Source organism: Pedobacter sp. SL55 (assembly GCF_026625705.1).
Lineage (GTDB): Bacteria > Bacteroidota > Bacteroidia > Sphingobacteriales > Sphingobacteriaceae > Pedobacter.
Window position 1 is genome coordinate 2,131,569 of the sequence record NZ_CP113059.1, and the last position, 18,404, is coordinate 2,149,972.

Here is an 18,404-nt window from a genome sequence, read left to right on the forward strand (position 1 = left end):
TTTTTTGAATTAAATTTTCTTTGCGTTCTTTGTGTCTTTGTGGTTCAAATAAATCAATAATTAAATGATGTTTTTTCCTTTAGCACGTGTTCGGTTTGCAGCGTATCTTTTTCGAAAAAATATTTGATGGTTATGCTGGTATCACTTTGGCTGATGAATTTGGCATTTGCTGCGTTTCGAAATTCTAGCCAAGTGCTGTCGTTCTTGTTAACTTCATCGACATCTTCTAATAAAACTTTATCAAACAATAACCCATCTTTAACAATTTGTAAACGTGGCCTGCCCATTATGCCATAGGCTACTGTTTGTACACGAATATTATTTTCTATACTAAAATGGTTTAATCGGCCTCTACCTGTACCTGATAAAAAAATGCCAAAAAACGGCAATGCCATTGGCAAAACACTAAGGATTAATCCTGTTAAAAGCAACCAAAAATAAATTTTAGTCCATATTATTTTCCAGAAACAGATAACCACCACTGGTGTTGCCAAAAGCCAAATCCAGAAAATGACCCTATCGCTCCAATAACCTGCAAAGCTCATTTTTGCGGAAGTGTAGAGGCAAACGTTAAGCAGCATTAAAGCCGAAACAGTTAGGTAAAACAGCAGCAATATTGTTTTATTTTTCATATTTAAACTGTTTTAAAAGGCCGGAAATCATCAAATAAATTGTTCCCAGATATAAAACACCACAAAAGGTAGTTGCTAAGAAATCGTTGTCGCTCCAATGTTTTTGATTGATGAACTCATCGTAAGTAGCTTGTTCTACGGCTAATTTTAGCGGGAAGCTTGCGGGCATATCTTGCATGCCCAAAGGAGATTTGAAATAGTATTGAAATGTTGGGCGATACTTTAAAAACATGCTGTGTTCTCCAAATTCATCATCGGCATAAATGCCTGTAAAAAGCCAAGTTGCTATGAGGAAAATGGTGCCTATTTTTATTTTTTTGTCCATTTTTTTAAGTCGTTGGGTAGCACAATATTCGTCACTGAGATACTGATTTTCATCGGCAGAAGCAATCTTTCCTGTAAGATAGATTGCTTCGTACCTCGCAATGACGAGATGGTTAGTTTTTACTTATATTTTCACTTTATTTCTCCCGAAACTGATCATAAGCTAGCGCTTCAAAATTTGCTTTTTTGCCGTCGCCTTTTCTGTAGATTTTTGCTTTTCTGTTGCCTTTTTTTTCCAAAACAGAAATGGTTAGGTTATTACCATCAACTTTGTTTTGATAAACTAATGTATCTTTTTTAGCTTGCTGAAACATTGCCAGACCATTTTCTAATTGTGGTATTTGGTGCTCACAAATAGCTTTTAATTTGTATTGCGCAAAGTTTTCTCCAATCCAGTTTAACTCTAGTGTTAATTCATCTGGGTATGCGCCAATAAAATAAGCCGCATCTCTAGGACTAAAAACTGTAATGGTTATTACACCATTCTTAATTTTTTGTTCAGTTTCAACGTAATACAATCCAGTTTCATTTTCAATCCAGCCAACAATGTCAGCTTCTTTACCATTAGCTGCTACATTTATGCGGTGCCATGTTTTTTTAAGGATGCCTGTTGCAAAATGCACTTGCGTATGGTGGTCAATCAATTTTACAGTATCACCAGAACTTCCTTCCCAAAAAATTTCTTGTTTATCGCCATATAAATCTTCTACATCCATACTCCAAAGGCCAATGGCCATGAAACTTACAAAGGCTAAAAAAAGTAACATGGCAACTCCAATAAGCCATTTGGCTTTTCGGCTTTTGCTGCGCACAAAAAACAAAATTAGCAGGGGTAGTGGTAACACGAAGAAGAGAAAAAATAGTATCATTTTATTTAATGTTATTGCTCTACCACAATTGTATCTGCAGTTTCTTCGGGTTCGTCACCTTCTTCTGTCTCTTGCGCATTTTTGATGTCATCTTCGGTATACTGGTAATACTCATCAAAAGTTTTGGTTTGCTTGTTATAAATGAGCACGTACTTTGAGTTTTTGGTTTGTTTGATGATGCCATCATTGGGTGCTGGAACTAACTTCATTTCGTTTAGATAAATTAAAGCTCCTTTTTTAAAACTTTTGATGGTAGGCAGCTCGTTGCTTAGTTTTTTCCAGTACAAGATGTTACCATTTTGTGGGATGATAAAAATGGCACTGCTCTCGAAATCGGAGTTTTCTAATACAAAAGCCATCTCGCGGTCGCCCTGACCAGTAAAATCTCCGTAAGCGATTACACGGTAGGCACGATCTTTAATTTTGGTGAAGAAATAAATATCATCTCCTTCTTTGCCATTTAGATAACCATTGTCTAAAAAAATCTTAACAATTCCCCTTTTAAAGGGTGTAGGTATATCATCGTACTGTGGGATAGGAAATGTTGCATTTTTCCAGTTGGCATAATCTTCGGGGCTGGCCCAGCCATCAACATGTACACTGTCTGCTGGGTAAGCCTCAGTATCGGCAACGTCGTAATAAGCTTGTCGAGCTTTATACTCGCCATAAAGGTAAGCGAAGGTACAAGCTCCAATTACAAGGGTAACGATAACAATTGTCCAAATTATTTTTTTTCGTTTGTTGGGTTTTGCCGGTTTTTCTATTTCTGGATGATTTTGGTTTAAACCGTTGTTTTGTTGTTCTTGCATAGTTATCTGTTGTAGTATTTTAAAATGAATTTAAGTTTTAAGGGTTGAGGTTTTACACAATTTATAACCCAACCAAATGCAAACTATTAAAGTGGGTAAGCCGCCGAATGTGAGAAAGATTAATAACAGAGAAATGATAGTTTGAACATTATCTGAAATATGCCAGTCTGGAAGAAATTGCATAGCTAAAACACCAGCGATAATGCCAACAAAAAGCAAAGCAAAGATGATGGCTATGCCGTGCCAAACTTTAAAATTAAAAGTTGGCTTAAAAGAATTTCCAATGAACTTACCTGAGAAAAACATGGTAAAAAAGCCTACAAAAAGGGGAAACCACAACACTTTAAAAAAATCTACAGTTTCTGTTACAGAAAAAAACAGGGCATAAAAGACTGAACCCAAAAGAATGGTGCCGATAATTTGTATAAAAACTGCTTTGTTAATGGTTTTGGAGATGTGGTTCATGTGACTTAATTAAATTTCAATGGTTTAGTTGCCTTCAATTTCTTTCAAAAAGACACTAATATCTGGTGCCTCGATTTTCATCTCAAGAGACCCTAAAGCGCCCAAATCATTTGAGTAAATAGTTTCTGTACCTGTTTTAATGAAATATCCTAAATCTCCATCTTGCGCAATCATCAAGTAATTAGGCTCATAAATTTTTGCTTCGTAGGTCTCGTTTCGCTCAAGCAAAAGATCGCAAGCATAAAACGAAATTGCCGAGTTTTGCATTTCATAGGTTTGCAGATGGTTTATCTGCTTTAAAAAGCTTATATAAAGTACAGGAATTTTAATTTTAGTTGCGGCTTGCAGTTTTTCTATTTTGCTGGTAAAGCTCATATTTTAATCGTGTATGTTTTTAATCATTTGTTTATTACCAATAAAAGGATGTTTTCGGCATAGGTTAGTATTGCGTTATAGCTTAAATTTTTAAATCCTTTTTGCTGATGGCATAATACTCAAAAAATATTGAGTAGCATCTTCTACATAATTATTAGCCAATACTTTTAGCGTTTTAACATCAATTTTACCAATCACATTTCCTCTAAAAAGGAGATAGGTACCATCAGTAATAAATTCGGTATTTTCTACCTCTTTAAGTTTACTAAAAGCAATGTTTGGAATTTCTAGGTTAAAGGTTTTTATGGTTTGTCGTATAGAAAAAGCCCTTGTGTTGTAATTTTGTGCAATGGTAACCTCGTTTACGGTTTTATCTGTTTTTATGCTTTTGTACCAAATATCTATACCATCGGTAAAATACATTCCAAATACTTTTAGCTTACTAAAATTGATGGTTTTATCGGTTAATTTTAACTTAGGGTCGTTATAGTTAAGATATCGAAAATCTTCATGACCAAACAAAGTGCCTTTGTAAGTGTAGTAAAATTCGTTAAGCCATTTAAATGAACTTAATTTGGCTTTGTTTACCTTGGTTAAACTATTGCGATAGATCACATAATAATCCTTGTCGTCTTTCAATAAATCATTATGAAAAAAATATTGTTTGTCAAATTGCTTTTCAATGATTTTCTCTAAAGCATCGGGCAAAATACCTGCATATTGTAAATTGGCGATGTTAATTTTTGGGTCTACTGAAATTATATCCTCTTCTTTAAACATTAGTTTATCAGCATAAACTAAAATATCTCTACTTAATACTTTTGTTTTGGTATAATTAACACGTAAAGCTTTGGGGTCGTTTAAACCTTCATCAAATTCATTAAAATCTAAAATTGAATTGGCTGAAACACCGATTGCATTAAAACTACTTCCATTCATAAAATAGAGGCAACTATTGTAAACGTAGAAGTTGCTGTTGGGTATAAAATGATAGTTTTGTAGTTTGTAATTCATTAAGCCTCTGTAGCCTCTATAAAAATTTTTTTCCCCCACAAATACAGTCAGCCCCTCATCTCCACCTCTCGTTCCGTATTTTACTTTTTTAAAGTAATGTTGGTTTACAATTTGTTCATTTTCAATTTTATCTATTTTGTTATCAGCTGTTTGATATAAATTTTTGTGGTCTTGGTATAACCTCCAATCAATTTGTTTTAAAGAAGGTGCATCAAAATTTGGCTCTTTAATGTATTCCATTCCTTGGCCATCAAACAAAAAAAGACTATCATTTTTTTGATAAACCACCTCGCCAAGTGGCTTGTAATCAATGTATTTATCAACTTTGTTTAGGCCAGGCCTTAAAAGTACAGTGCTATTGGCACTTACAATACGAATGTTTCTGTAATAATTATCAATGAATATCTTCTGATTATTTGGCTGAACATTTAAAGGCTCACCCATCAAATAATAAGTGTTTTTATCCTTCGCGAAAGCGTAATCGGAATTAATAATTTCGAAGCTATGGTAATCAATACCCTTAATTTCATCGTAATATAACCTACCATAACCCGAGCTAGACATTGGATGAACGAATTTTTTTACATAAGCTATCTTTTTTAGCTTCGGATAAAAAGCATAACCGCTCACTAAAAATTGAGGTTCTTGCAAACTGCTATCCAACAGTGGCCCATTATCCATAAATGGCGCTGGGTTAATTTTTATTTGTAAACTTTCTGGTGGTGTTAATTTTGTTGGAATGGTATCTTGGGCGTTACAGTTTTCCATGGCAAAAATGATTAAAAGTGAAGTGACTATTCTTATTGATTTCATTTTCTAGGTGGTAATTGATAGTTCAACAGTCCTTCTTTTTTTAGTAACCAGCCCGAGCCTGCAGGCTTTCCATTTACGTTTTGGTAGCTACTACCTCCGCATTGGCAAGGACCAACCGGACCAAACATACCATAGTTGTAATAAGCTATGTAACTAAAGCCCGAAAGCAAGTAAGTTCTATCCTTAATTACCACAATGATCCAATCCTTCACATCCCATATCTTAAAAGGAATGGTAAGCATTTGGGTTTCCAGATCATTTTCGGCCGTAAAATTGATGGTGGTATCTCTGATAATTAGTTGATCCCGTTTAAGGTAAAATTTAATCGTCTTTAGTTCTTTAGGCATAAAACCATCAACCTTTAGCTCAAAATTACCAACTACAGTCCTTATCGTATCGCAAACTTCTTTTTGATAACGAATGGCCTCTTTCTTTTTGCTGTAGCGGTTCCATTCAATGCTTCCCCAAATCAATGCAATGATTAGCACTATAATGGCCATAAATACCAAAGTAGCAATGCCCAATATTTTTAAAACCTTCATCGTTGTTAATGCAGCCTAAAACTAATTGGCATGGCAAATTGCGATCTTACAGGCTGTCCTTTAAGTAGTGCAGGTTTCCATTTTGGCATTCTTTTAAATATCCTCATTACTTCTTCGTCAAAGCCGTAACCCAGCTTTTTCTCTAACTGTATATTGGTTACAGTGCCATCTTTTTCAACCACAAATTTTACCTTGGCTGTGGCTTCAATCTCGTTTTCTTGTGCCTCATCTGGGTACATCAAATTATTGGCAATAAACTCTCTGGCTTTGTTGATCCCGCCCGGAAATTCAGCAGGAACATCTACCTTATCTGGGTGGCCTGTGTTATCGTATCTTGGTACTGGACCAACAGGTGCAGGCAATGGTGGTGCAACAAAGTTTGATATACCTGTTTTAAGCGAAAGCAGACCCTTTTCATTTTGTGTATATAACCTTAATATGGAGGGTTTGCTTTTTTCTTTTACATAGAAAAATATTTGATGATCATTGGTTTCAAAACTGCCACTTTTAAGCGTATCGCCAGTGCTTCTGTTTACTACGTGTTTTATTTCTTTGCCAATTCGTTGGGTTTTGCCCAATCGGTATAAATTATAAAAAGCCGTATCGTTTTGCGCTTTTGCGCTGCCATTGCTCAACACAATAAAGTAATTGGTTTTACCCAAGGCAAAGGCGAAATCTGGCGTGGTGCCTTGTGCGTGGCAAAAACCGCACAGCCAAAGGCATAAAATGGTGGTGGTAATTAGTTTGTTTTTCATGTATATTTTTGGTAAATGTTTGTTAGTATTTCATTGGTTTTGCAGCCCTGCCATCCGCTTTACTTCGCTGCGCTCGTGCTCGCTGCTGTCAGGTTTAATTAACCTAGGTTCGGTGCGTTTGGCAGCAAAACCCGGCAAAGCGCTTAATGCTTTACAAATTTCCTGCGTTCAATTTTTTAGTTTCTTGTGTTTTTGTGTCCCCGCCAACGTGTTTAAATCTTTAACAGTCATATTTAAAAAGGTTAACTTCTCAACTTTAGTTATCTCTACCTAGAACGTTGGCGATGACGCCAAGGTGAGAGAAAAAGCATAAAAGATCTTTCGGCCGGGCTGAAGATGACGGAGAAAAGCCCGCACCTAAAACACGATATCTATTTCTTAACTAGAAATTTCTCTTGTTCTACTTTTTCAAATTCTTTTTTGTCCTCATCCCATAAATAAGCTTTGTAGTAAACCTTTTTATCTTCTAAATTTTCTTTACAAACGGCAGCAATAAACAAACGGCTCATCCAATTGTACGATGCTCTATCTTCAGCAAAAAAGCATGAGTTTTCTTCACCTAAGGGCAAATCATAAATCTTGCCGTCTCTTACATCAACCATAAAGCCCATTAAGCAACTTGCACCACAACCAAAAATCGATGTAACATAATAACCAGCAAAATCAACTTCGTTGATAGAGTAAGCCTGTATAATTCTAGTTCTAAAAGTTTTGGCTTCTGGGTAGCTGTCCCAATCTAAATTGGCTCTTCCCTCAATTTTTTCAGCTTCAACTTTGTATCGCTCAAAATTGATACTATCGCTGTAGTTTATGCTAGCTTCTTCGGTAGGGGCTTGCTCTAAAACAGGAGGGGTAGTTTCAATAGTAACTCCATCTGCTTTAGCTAAATTTGTAGTATCTGTACTGGCAGCTTCCACAGCTTGCTCATCGTTGTTTTGCGTTGTATCATGGCAAGCATAGCACAATGTAATTAAGCCAACCAGTAACACTATTTTTAAATTTTTCATATTTATAAAACGTTTAGTGCTAATGCTGTTAAATAAGCCTTTGGCAAATAAATATCTCCAGTTGTAGGGTTATAATAAAAAACGCTGTCTTCCTTCCCCTCAGTTTTAATCGTAATTTCATGTCCACGTTCGTACAAACGCACCTTTACATTTGCGTTAGCTTCGAAAATGCGCTTGCTAATTTCTTCTGTTTCTTGCAAAGCGAAAATGGTATTGCCGTTCTGTAAAGTTTTAAGATAAAAGAAAGGCTTAAATGGTTTTTTAACCTCAGGTTCTTTTTCCGAATTCCTTGCTCTTCCCATACTTGGAGAAGCCATCATTGGCGGAGCACTAACCATACCGTGTTGTTCACTTGCCATGGTACTGAGTTTAACTTTTAACAGTTTTTCAGCATAATCAAACAACTTCTCTTCATCGGGCTTTGCCAAAACAAAAGCTTTTATCAAAACCATTTTAGCATTGTATAACCTGTGGTTGTTGCCTTCACTTAGTATAATATAATCGAATACAATGCTGCTTTGTTTAATAGGTAACGACAAAGTGATGGTCTCCACCTTTACAATGCCATCTTCTTTCTTTTCTTCTGGCCTTTTGTAAAGCGGTAGGTATTTATCAAAACCTTTATCTACAACAGTTTTTAAGTTCTCATCATTGGTTAACACTACAAAATGCTTTCTCATTTTCCTAATTTTAGGAGGTAAAAACTTGCCGTTTTTATCTTTACCACCTGCTACATAAGGGTCTTGCGCATGGTAGTTGGCAATAATGTATTTCCCGGCAGGATAAAAATCATCGTAATCTCTGCTAAATGGAATAATTTTATCAGTTTCTTCACTTAGCAAAAAAGTCTTACTCTTGCTGGTTACCACAGAATAAGGCACGTTTTTTATTTGTACCTTACCTTGATAAACACTTTCATAAACTTGCTTTGCGCCAGTTTTGGTGTTAAAAATAATATCAGGTTTATCGCTAAAATCTTGCAGATAAATATTGCTTTTGGCAGCGATAAGCGTTGCGTATTTGTACGTTGGCGTTATTGCTTCATTACCCAAAGTATCGGTAATGCCGTATTTGCCGTTAACGCTAAAAGGGTAATACTTTTGCTGTGCAAATGTGACGTTGGCTGTAGCAAAAAGTAGTAGTGTAAAAATTGTTTTTTTCATAGTGATGTTTAAATTAAGAGGTTAGTTGTAATAATCTAATAGCAAACGAGCATTTTCTGGCACTATGGCTACCATGGCAAATTTGTCTTGCTCGTCTATTAAATTTTGCTTTAACGCTGTAGATGTACCAACAAAAGATACCTGCTTACACCATACTTTAACCTGCTCGGTAAATGTTAGGGGCAAGGTTTTTGCAAATTCATTAGGTTTTAGAAAATCTGGACGAAAGAAATTTGCTACTTCCTTATTTGCTGCACTTTGAGGATTTGAAATGGCTATTAGAATTTTTTCCGCTATGCGTTCTATAAAAGCTTCATCGTGTCTATGTTCTTCGGCGGTATAAATGCAGATATAAGTTAAGGCATTATCGTTACCTACAATTTTCTTGGCTACACAAGTGGGTGCAACAGTGGTTTGGCTCATTAGTTTTTTCTTTGTGGCTGTAGAAATTACTTTTACCAGCACAAAACAAACAATACTTACCACCGATAGCGCAATAATTGTTGGCATACCAATGGTTTCGGTGAGGTTGCTAAAAATAGCCATTGCCACAAACATTAAAAGTGCTATACCTACAAATAAAGGCAAATAAACTATTCTGTTTTTCCCAAAAGATGAAACACCAACGTACTTTTTAATGATGTTTTGGTCGGTTTCTAGGGTTTTTAATTTTTCGATGTTCGTTTTATTTAATTTTAATAGATGTAATTTTAATAGCCACTTACCAATAAATTTCTGGATGCCTTTAAACTACATTTTTGAAATTTGGTGTAGGCCATGGCTGCCTTGCTGCGTATTTGTTCTGCAGTGCCACCAACAACGTAACTGCTCAAAGCATCATGCAAAATGTAAGCTTCGGGAGCCATTAGCCCGGTGGTCCATACTATTGGGTTTGCCTTTGCCGCGGTTAAATGTGGTGCAAAATATTTCTTGCTAATGCAGGCTAGAATAATTGCATCGCGTTGTTTGCCATCGGCGTTAGCGAAATTTTCGTTCAGCTGAAAATCCATCAAACCATCGTGCCCAATGTAGGCCACCATTTTTGCATTGCCGTTGATACCAATGGTTGTTGCTCCTACTTTAATGGTGTCTTTTAGCTGACCAGCGGCACTGAACAAAAAATCTGTAGTTGTTTTTTTAATGTATTGGCCATCATAAGCATCGGCAACTAAATAATAATTTTGGCTGATGTGTTTAAACACCAAACGCTCCATCCTGATTTTATCAAGCTTTTGGGTTTTTACCAATTTCCATTCCTTGCTTTTTTTGAAATAAGTTTTTACACCATAAGCACAACCCCAATATAGATTGTTTGCAGGGTCTTGTCCGTTGCCAATGGCTTTTGGTACTGGTACTATGCCTTGATATTTATTATCGCAAAGTGCTACAAAAACATGGATGGTTTTGGTTGATGCATCAAAGTTTAACACATTCTTCATTTGGCCTTTTATCGTTTTTAAGGGCTTTGGTTTAGCATCGCAACTGGTAGCCAAGGCGATGATGAAGACGCAGATTTTAAATATTTTCATAGGTGATTAGAATTGGTTTTTGGGAGAAAATTAAACTCAGTACCATAGAAAGCACAGCATTCCATAAAAGAAAAAGAAAAAACCACTCACATGTTCATTTATTCCATTTAAACCTAGTAGGTATGGAATAGGAATTAATGTACTTAGCAACACAACGTGGATGATTTTTATTTTTACTTTAAACAGCATCCAAATGCAAAGTAAAACGATGTAGGCACTCCAAACGCCAACAAAAAGTTGTTTGTAATCTTCTAATCCATACGTTTCAAACCATTGGATGATAAAAAATCCACCGCCACCCGTAAAAAAGATAAACAGAAAGATAAATGGCAAAAAGTAAACAACAAATTTGATGCGTTGCTTTTCTTCGTAAAACTGATAAACAATAAACGAACCGATGATGATGGGAATGAAAAACACAGCCCCTCCATCAATTAAAGCTAAAAAAGACGAAACAAAGTTGATCAGCATCAACTTTTGGAGCGTAGAAAAAAGCTGATTTTGATCTACATCCCTAAAAAATATGGCTTTTAATTTTTTCATCGTTTAATCATTATTTTGCCAAATCAACTAATAATAAACATCAATAAGTTTAAGCTTTGTTCGTACTGCTTCGTAATCTTTTTTAGTGAAATTTATATCATAAATGGCAAATAAGCCACGCCACTTAATATTTGCAATGGATTTAAAGAACAAGGCTTTGTCAATTGGATTGTTGCTTAAATTAACGTTATATAAACTTTTTAACGCCAAAATGCTGGCTGGATAATCTTTGAATTGGTTACCTTCGAGCGCTATTGATTTTAGCTTAGTAAGCAAAGCAAAAGACGATGGCAGTGTAGAAATTTTAGTAGATTGAATGACCACTTCGGTTAAGTTTGGCAGCTTATTGAAATTATTTGGCAACTCGGCAATATCACTTTTGTAAATGTAAAAAGCTTTTAAGCTAGGTATCTCAAACAACTGATTAGGAAACACCGAAAGCGGGTTTTTTTCCATCGAAATTGATGTGAGTTTTTTGAGTTTAGTTAAACTGTTGGGTAATACCTTAAATTTATTTCCATCGATGTTGAGTTCTTCTAAATTCACTAATTTCTCAAAGCCAATAGGCAAATCTTCTAACTCGTTTTCGCTTACCGAAAGTTTTTTTAGGCTCGTATTTAATCGTGTAATTTCGGGCAGCGATTTTAGTTTTGCATTGCGTAATTCAAGTTCTTCCAGTTGCTCAGCTTCGTTAAATACTTTTGATATTAAAGTACTTAATTCTGCCTCATCAACGTTTTTCGTATAGCGATTATTTAATGAAAATCTTTTAATTATTTTAAAATCTACATCAGCAATTTCCGAAATTTTATAAACAGCTATGGTTTTTCCGTTGGCTAGCGAAATCCCAATTGACCTTGGTGCTTCTGTTAAATACATGCCCGGATCTGCGTTGCTGCCATATTGCGAAGGTTTTGGCTCTTTTATTGGTTCCGGTAGCAGCTCACGTTTTATTGCTGTAATCGGTTTATTTACTTTCTTTTTAATTGGTTTTTTAGTTTGTGCAAAGCTTAATGCAGCAATGCAGATCATTAAAAAAAGTAAAGTCGATTTTATTTTCATGATGATGTTTTATCAGCTTGTTTTCTATTTATTCTTGTATTCAAGAAAAGCCTTGTTGCTTATTTTGGGATTTTTTTTGCGTAACAACCTTTACTTAGCCGCTTGCCACTGCATGCTTAGTTTGCCTAAATACTGCGAAAATTGTTGTTTTTGTTCTGGTGTTTGTAGTTTTTGCATCAGTTCTGCCGATTTTTTGTTCCATTCTATAAAAGCATTTTGTTTGGCTGCCATTTCATGCTCGTTTTCATTTTTGTAAGCTGCTTTATATTCTTGCAATAATTTTTCAAAAGCGGCAAAGTGTGCGTCAACTTCTGGTATGCCGAAATCTGGTTTATCCGTAGCCTGAATTTTTTCTATGCCTTTAGCTCTAGCTTCTTCAGATGCTTTCATCAATTCTTCTGTTGTGGTTTTCTTGTTGCCTGTAATCAATAAAATAGCGAAGAACAGCCCAAAAGCGGCAACAGCAATCATCCCAAAAATGTTTGGTTTACCATTTCCGTTTTTCCATTTGGTATACGCCCAATAAACCAAAGCTAAGCCTAAAAATAGCATAGCAACGGCTAAACCTACGTGGCCCAGTAGCTCAAAAACAGGATATAATATTCGGGGAATGTTGTAGCTGTTTTGTGCTTTGAAATAAAATGTACCTTGACTAAAAATGCCGGCTCCGATTAGGGTAATGGCAATGGCTTTTGCTTTTTCGGCAAGGTTTACTGTTTTGTTGTTTTCCATTTGTTTAAATATTAGATGAATGAAGATACATTTCTAGAAAATCAATTTATGCGAAGCTTATTATTCGCTTGTATTTATTAAAGATTTGCTGCTTTAAAATTATTATTCGTAAACTAGATTTTTTGAAATTTTGAATAAACACGTGGCTATGGCGTAAAACTAAAAAGTAATTTATTACGTAAAATTAATGCGGATGACAGTAACTCACACCTTTTCAGTCATCTCGAGCAGAGAGCAGCGAAGTCGAGAGCTTTTTTAAGTTTTTTTACGTTACTTTCAATAAAACCCCATTCAAAGATCCGTCTCCCAATGTTTGGGGACAGGCTACAAGCTCGGGATGATGGTAGTGTTACTATGCCAGAAAGCCAATGGTTAATGGCGGTGCTTTAAAGAAAATCTCGTCTAACAACGAAAATCATAATTGAATACGATTATTTCAAGTTGATATGGCAAATAGAAATTCTTGAGCTTACTACTTTTTCTTTTCGGTTTTAATTAAAACAGATTTCCCATTTTCGATTTTATAGTAAGTGTAATGCATGTAGGGATCATCTTCGTACACTCGTTCTTCTTTTACGATAAACAACTTACCATTTTGCCATTTAAAATATTGGGTTCCTTCATTACCACTGCCATCGGCATCTACAGTTTGGGCTTCTTTTTTAACGGCATCAAAAAATACCACGCCCATATCGTTTAATTGCTTGTTTTGGATAAAGCCACGTTTGGCAGGGTGGTAGATAAAATACCGATAAGCATAATCGCCTTTGGCCAAACCGGGGTAGTAAATAGGAACTTTAAAATCTAAGTAGCCATCAAAATTCAAATCTTGTAATATAATTTCAGCTTCTTTGGTGTACACATCATCAAAATCTACAAAGGCCCAACGCATACTTTTATTCACAAAAACCTTTAACGAAAGCAGATTGAAATAATATTGCGCATCGGCAGGTAAGTAATCTAATTTAACCCGGTTTCTAGTATATTGAAAAACATAGCTAGATGGACTAAATGTCTTTAAATTTTCTCTGGCAGTAAGTTTTACCGTTAACTCTTTTGCGTTTTCGCCAGGTTTTTGCCAATTACCGTTTAAATAAATTTGATCTACATAATTTAACCTAAAGCTGCCCGTTTTTTCATAATGCCCTTTTTTATCATTGTAAACCTCTTCTTGTAAAGTTAGTGTGCCATCTTCTAAAATGCCTTCTAATAAGATTTTTTGCAAACTGCTGTTTTTGGTGTAATAATACTCGCCAGCTACGCTATCCGTTTGTTGGTCTAGCTCTAGTTTCATCTCGATAGGGTAGTTGCCAACTGTTCCCGTAAAATTTATAATCGAAGTAACTTTAGCTTCTTGCGCTTTTACCTCAAAAAAAGACAGTGCTGATAATAGTATGATAAGTATTTTTTTCATTGGTTGTTTAATTATCTAAATCGGTTTTTTTTCTAATGAAAAGCTCATTGTGAGGATGTAAATGTTAATTCATATTTAGCTCTTTGCCGCTGGGCATTTTACTTTTGAGGCATCAAAAGTAACCAAAAATGCTTGTCAATCCCTTAGGTGCCTTTTCACAAACCTACGCTCATCAAAAAAACAGCGGCACTTTGTTTTGTTCGTTAGTGAGAAACAAAAGCTTCTACGGACGCAGACACAAAACCACTGCGTTTAAGGTTTGGCAGTGCCAATTTTTCTTTTGTGCTTCTGTTTTTTTGATTGGGCTGGCACTGGAATTGACGGTCGATCTTGGCATCAAACAGTGATCTTTCAATGCAACTTAGCAAAGTTTCTAAAATACCTACGAACTCTAATAATCGAACCATTCTAAAATATAAGCTTCATTTTTTTGCTCTGCACCTTTATAAAGGTCAATAGGTTTACCATAAAATAACTGCATGGCTTTGGCATCAAATTTTGCCCTACAATCATCTATGGTTAACCTGCAATAAACTTTTACCGGGACTAAAAACTGGCTCTCATTGTTGGCATTATAACCTCCAATGGTTTTCTCATTATCATCAGCGCTAGCAAAATAATATTCGCAACGATTGTAGTTTATAGTTCTGCTCTTGATGTTATTTTCAGACTTTTTATTACCATCAGCACGATAATAATCTGCTAATTTTGAGGGTAACGCAGTTAGTTCGGCAAGAGTTAATGGTATATGCACAATAAAATACAGAAAGTATTTATTCGTATGGTGTTCTACAAAATAACGCCTCCTGTCAGACCATCTGCCTTCATTAAATTTTTCGAGTTCTTTTCGTCTGGCCGTATACTTCGCTTCATCCTCAATAATTTCTTTATTGTGCTTAATCTTTTTAAAAATTTTGGGGTCGAGCTTTTTCGGGTCGATATTTAACACATATTGCGCATTGGTGTAAACAGCCCTGCCTTCTTTATAATAACTGATGTAGGCGTTCCAACGTGGAATACTGCTCATCCAGCTCACATCTATTATTAATGAAGCTAAATCTGCAGGTTTAATGCTGTATTGCTCATCACCTATTTTGGCAATCAAAAAATCTATTCCCTCTTTAAAATCAGGTATAAAATCGCCAACGGGTTTGCGTTGTTTAATTAAACTAAAAGGTTCTACAGGAACTGTGCTTATTTTATCTTCCATTTTAGTGGGTTTTACTTCCTGCCCAATGCAATTAAAAGAGGCAAACAACAAAAAAATGATGGTTATTTTAAATTGCATAAGGTTATTCATCTTTATTCTTTCAGCTTTAGTCTTTAATCTTTAGAGCCCCACCCCAACCCTCCCCAGAAGGGAGGGAGCGCAAAACGCTAAACCTTTTTCCTCAAAGTCTTTTCAGCTTTATTCTTTAGTCTTTGTTCCTTGCTCTTTGCTCTTAAATTGTATACTGTCTACTAATTTTTTCTTCGGGTTTGGCGCTACACAAATAAAGCACTAACAAAAAGAAATATTCTAGAGGTTTCATTAATAGATAAACGGCATTTGATGCTTTAGCTGTAGTAATTTTTCGCGATAGCGGATAACCGTACTTATCGTAAAATCCCCTAATCACTTTGTGCAAACGAGGTGCGTTTTCTTGTATCAATTCTTCAAAAGCATTGGCAATTAACAACTGGCGGTTTACCACAATTTCGTGACCGTGCCTTTTACCCAAGCGTAATGGTTTTACAACTTTGGGCGTTCCGCAAACAGCAACGGTACATAGGTAATGGCCATTATGTTCTAAAAAAGGCGGATGTGTTTTTTGAGAGAATGTCCAAGTGGTGGTTTCGGTAAAAACTTTAGTGATCGAGTTCGCATCTTGTCCGAAGAGGATTAAAATAGCCACCACTACTGCAAAGACTGGCAAAATCATCAGAAAAATCCATAAAGGAAGTGAATTGGTTTGGGCTAGTTTTTGGTTGAGGTAGTTTAAATATTTGCTGCGGTAGTTTTTAGTGGCCGAAAAGGTAATTTCGTTACTTACAATTTTGTTTAAAACTATAATGCTTGTAACGATGTAAAAAAATGGCAAAGGCACAAATAGAAATTCTCCTTTACCATGTAAGGTGTTGCTACCCGTTTGGATAAGGACAGCAAAACTTATAGGCAGGCCAATAATTACAAAAACCACACAGAGTGAAAATAGCAAAGGTGGTAAATTACGGCGCTTGTACCAGAGTTTAATTAGCGCCAACATGGATAGCAGGAAAAATACCAAAAGCGTAGGCAAATGTTTAGCTGCAAATGGCGTGTAACCACCATCAACAACATCAATGGCAGTATAATAATCATCGCCATTAAAAAGCCAAATAAAACTAAACAAACAGGCTGATAAGAAAAATAGACTGATGTAAACGAATTCGCCAAAAACGGTTATTGGCTTTGCGTTTCGCCTAATTTCTTTGTAAAAAAGATAGCCCAAAATAGGGCAAGTAATAAGCAATAAAATGATGGCTGCAATCATTTGCTTATTTCGTTTTCGTTAATTTCATTTGGTATAAATCCACCTCAGAGATATTGTATTTTCCTGTTAGCTGCTTAATCTTACCTGCATCAAAAATCATTTTCGTATTGTTCAAAACCTGATAGCTTCCTTTAGTATTGGTGGTATCTGGTGGTCGGTTGGGGCCTTCAAAACTGCTTTTGTATTCGCAAATCATGTTGATTTTTAGCGGAGATTTTTCATCATTAAACCTCACAGCTATCGTTCTCCTAATCATTCCCTCTGGGAGATTTTTTGCACCACTATAATAATTATCTGTTAGTGCTTGAAACTCGCCATAAAACGGACTACATCTATCTGTTTTGCACCAATCTTTAAAACCATTTTTAACTAAAAAAAGTGTATCTGCCTTTTTGGTAAAGCCCAATTGCCAATCGCTATTTTTTAGCAATGCTGATACATCGAAAGTTTGGTTTATCCTCTTTAAAAAAATCGTATCGATAACTGTTTTCGCTCCTTTTCTTTGTCCACCACCCCATTTACTATATATTAAAACCGCATCATTTACAAAACCTTCTTTTTCTACTGGCTCCCAAACCATTAAGGGTGGCGCTTCCATCACAAACATCTCACTTAGCAAAAAGGCATTATAACGTTGTTCGGGTAATTTAAATCTTCCGTTGTTATCGGTTACAACTTCGCCAACTTTGCAATTGGCAATTGGGTTTTTAGCATAATCTACAATCACGCCAGTAATCTCTGGTCGCCTAAGGCGAGAGATGCAAGATTGCAATGAGAGAAAACTACAACCAAGCAGTATAAAAAAGAGGTGTGTTTTAAACTTTATGTTTTTCATTTTTTAATTGTTGATTTTTTTACTCATTTATCCTGCTAATTCAATCTTTTTAAAATAATTTTTTTTACCATCAAGCACATCAAAAATATAAATCACGTTGTATTCGCCTTCGCTTATCTTTTCGCCGCTTTCATCTAAAGTATTATTGCCATAATTCATATTTAAATATAATGCGGTTTGTTCTTCATAATAATAATCAGCTATCATTTGATAATGCTTCCCATCTGCTATAAACTGGGGTGTTTCTGCATGATGTTTGGTAAATAACTGCGCTGTTTTAATTTTCATGATGGTTTTAACAAAATCAGCGTTGAAAATTATTTGCGAAAATTCATCTAAATACTCTTCATAAAATAAATCAGGATTAACATATTTAGCTTTTCTCTTTGCTATTTCTACATCATTGAATGACAGTAATGAACAAATGCCCGAGTTATCGCCAACAATAGGAAACCTAAAATAACTTTTCAGCTTTGCTTTATCTTTAGCGTAAACTGCTTGTCTAAAATTTTTAAAATCATCAATCCAAGTTTTAACTTCGATATAATTGTTATTTACCTTAGTATTTAGCGTGTCTTTTACAGGATCAAAGGATCGCTTTTCAACGTTATGTTTTGGTTGTTCGATGGTTTTATTTAATTTATTTTTACAGGCATACAATCCGATTAAAAACATTATCATTAAACTAATTTTTTTCATAATTATCTAGGTTTAATCCATTTGTATTAAAAATTAAGCTTTCATTATCTATCGTTATCTCAGCCATTTCTCCATTAGTTCTCGTGACTAAGTGATATTCTTTTTTGTTGATGGTAATTGTAACTCCCTTTTCGCCAACTTTAATGTCTTGGTTTGGCTCGTAGCTCAATTTTTTTAATGCTTTTTTTAGGTTTTCGAGCTGTGTTTTGTTCAGTAAAATGTTCCGTAATTATTCTGTACCTCTGCCTTTTCAATACGATTTAAATTAACAAAATCTGCCAATAGCGTTTCATTTTTAACTTTAGAATT

22 protein-coding genes are annotated in these 18,404 nt (G+C 35.2%); all 22 read right to left on the bottom strand.

What is annotated here, in order from left to right; translation table 11 throughout:
• Nucleotides 1–53 precede the first annotated feature (53 nt).
• On the bottom strand, nucleotides 54–632 hold the full coding sequence (locus OVA16_RS09510; RefSeq protein WP_267765162.1) for a hypothetical protein: 579 nt from the start codon (nucleotides 630–632) through the stop codon (nucleotides 54–56).
• Entirely contained in the window at nucleotides 622–957 is a 336-nt protein-coding gene (locus OVA16_RS09515) for a hypothetical protein (RefSeq protein WP_267765164.1), read from the bottom strand. The genes OVA16_RS09510 and OVA16_RS09515 overlap by 11 nt, the downstream gene beginning before the upstream one ends.
• A 136-nt stretch (nucleotides 958–1,093) precedes the next feature.
• A complete protein-coding gene (locus OVA16_RS09520) occupies nucleotides 1,094–1,825 on the bottom strand; it encodes a hypothetical protein (protein ID WP_267765165.1) in 732 nt (243 codons plus the stop codon).
• Nucleotides 1,826–1,836: 11 nt separating this feature from the next.
• Nucleotides 1,837–2,634, bottom strand: coding sequence for a hypothetical protein (locus OVA16_RS09525; protein ID WP_267765167.1), 798 nt, complete (start codon nucleotides 2,632–2,634; stop codon nucleotides 1,837–1,839).
• 30 nt (nucleotides 2,635–2,664) lie between these two features.
• On the bottom strand, nucleotides 2,665–3,099 hold the full coding sequence (locus tag OVA16_RS09530; RefSeq protein WP_267765168.1) for a hypothetical protein: 435 nt from the start codon (nucleotides 3,097–3,099) through the stop codon (nucleotides 2,665–2,667).
• A 24-nt stretch (nucleotides 3,100–3,123) separates the two neighbouring features.
• A complete protein-coding gene (locus OVA16_RS09535; protein ID WP_267765169.1) occupies nucleotides 3,124–3,474 on the bottom strand; it encodes an SMI1/KNR4 family protein in 351 nt (116 codons plus the stop codon).
• A 90-nt stretch (nucleotides 3,475–3,564) separates the two neighbouring features.
• Nucleotides 3,565–5,301: a DKNYY domain-containing protein gene (locus OVA16_RS09540; RefSeq protein WP_267765171.1), complete on the bottom strand. Its 1,737-nt coding sequence runs from the start codon at nucleotides 5,299–5,301 to the stop codon at nucleotides 3,565–3,567.
• Nucleotides 5,298–5,843 (bottom strand): hypothetical protein, encoded by a 546-nt coding sequence (locus OVA16_RS09545; protein WP_267765172.1) that lies wholly within the window; start codon nucleotides 5,841–5,843, stop codon nucleotides 5,298–5,300. Before OVA16_RS09545 ends, OVA16_RS09540 begins: the two co-directional genes overlap by 4 nt.
• A 5-nt stretch (nucleotides 5,844–5,848) precedes the next feature.
• The gene (locus OVA16_RS09550; protein ID WP_267765175.1) at nucleotides 5,849–6,598 is read right to left on the bottom strand and encodes an energy transducer TonB; all 750 of its coding nucleotides are present in this window, start codon (nucleotides 6,596–6,598) and stop codon (nucleotides 5,849–5,851) included.
• A 371-nt stretch (nucleotides 6,599–6,969) separates the two neighbouring features.
• The gene (locus OVA16_RS09555; protein ID WP_267765176.1) at nucleotides 6,970–7,605 is read right to left on the bottom strand and encodes a hypothetical protein; all 636 of its coding nucleotides are present in this window, start codon (nucleotides 7,603–7,605) and stop codon (nucleotides 6,970–6,972) included.
• A gap of 2 nt (nucleotides 7,606–7,607) precedes the next feature.
• Nucleotides 7,608–8,768 (bottom strand): hypothetical protein, encoded by a 1,161-nt coding sequence (locus OVA16_RS09560; RefSeq protein ID WP_267765177.1) that lies wholly within the window; start codon nucleotides 8,766–8,768, stop codon nucleotides 7,608–7,610.
• 21 nt (nucleotides 8,769–8,789) lie between these two features.
• Nucleotides 8,790–9,356, bottom strand: coding sequence for a hypothetical protein (locus OVA16_RS09565; RefSeq protein WP_267765178.1), 567 nt, complete (start codon nucleotides 9,354–9,356; stop codon nucleotides 8,790–8,792).
• Nucleotides 9,357–9,478: 122 nt separating this feature from the next.
• Nucleotides 9,479–10,297 carry a hypothetical protein gene (locus OVA16_RS09570; RefSeq protein ID WP_267765179.1) on the bottom strand — a complete coding sequence of 273 codons (819 nt, stop codon included), beginning with the start codon at nucleotides 10,295–10,297 and terminating at the stop codon, nucleotides 9,479–9,481.
• A 36-nt stretch (nucleotides 10,298–10,333) separates the two neighbouring features.
• On the bottom strand, nucleotides 10,334–10,840 hold the full coding sequence (locus OVA16_RS09575) for a hypothetical protein (RefSeq protein WP_267765180.1): 507 nt from the start codon (nucleotides 10,838–10,840) through the stop codon (nucleotides 10,334–10,336).
• A gap of 27 nt (nucleotides 10,841–10,867) precedes the next feature.
• A complete protein-coding gene (locus OVA16_RS09580) occupies nucleotides 10,868–11,902 on the bottom strand; it encodes a leucine-rich repeat domain-containing protein (RefSeq protein WP_267765182.1) in 1,035 nt (344 codons plus the stop codon).
• 90 nt (nucleotides 11,903–11,992) lie between these two features.
• A complete protein-coding gene (locus tag OVA16_RS09585) occupies nucleotides 11,993–12,634 on the bottom strand; it encodes a hypothetical protein (RefSeq protein WP_267765183.1) in 642 nt (213 codons plus the stop codon).
• 472 nt (nucleotides 12,635–13,106) lie between these two features.
• The gene (locus OVA16_RS09590) at nucleotides 13,107–14,048 is read right to left on the bottom strand and encodes an XAC2610-related protein (protein WP_267765184.1); all 942 of its coding nucleotides are present in this window, start codon (nucleotides 14,046–14,048) and stop codon (nucleotides 13,107–13,109) included.
• Nucleotides 14,049–14,439: 391 nt separating this feature from the next.
• Nucleotides 14,440–15,258, bottom strand: a complete 819-nt coding sequence (locus OVA16_RS09595; protein WP_267765186.1) for a hypothetical protein — start codon at nucleotides 15,256–15,258, stop codon at nucleotides 14,440–14,442.
• Nucleotides 15,259–15,490: 232 nt separating this feature from the next.
• Entirely contained in the window at nucleotides 15,491–16,561 is a 1,071-nt protein-coding gene (locus OVA16_RS09600) for a DUF6688 domain-containing protein (RefSeq protein WP_267765188.1), read from the bottom strand.
• A gap of 4 nt (nucleotides 16,562–16,565) precedes the next feature.
• Nucleotides 16,566–17,396, bottom strand: coding sequence for a hypothetical protein (locus tag OVA16_RS09605; RefSeq protein ID WP_267765191.1), 831 nt, complete (start codon nucleotides 17,394–17,396; stop codon nucleotides 16,566–16,568).
• Nucleotides 17,397–17,423: 27 nt separating this feature from the next.
• Complete coding sequence (locus OVA16_RS09610; RefSeq protein WP_267765192.1) at nucleotides 17,424–18,095, bottom strand: hypothetical protein; 672 nt, start codon at nucleotides 18,093–18,095, stop codon at nucleotides 17,424–17,426.
• Complete coding sequence (locus OVA16_RS09615; protein ID WP_267765194.1) at nucleotides 18,082–18,264, bottom strand: hypothetical protein; 183 nt, start codon at nucleotides 18,262–18,264, stop codon at nucleotides 18,082–18,084. Before OVA16_RS09615 ends, OVA16_RS09610 begins: the two co-directional genes overlap by 14 nt.
• Nucleotides 18,265–18,404 lie beyond the last annotated feature (140 nt).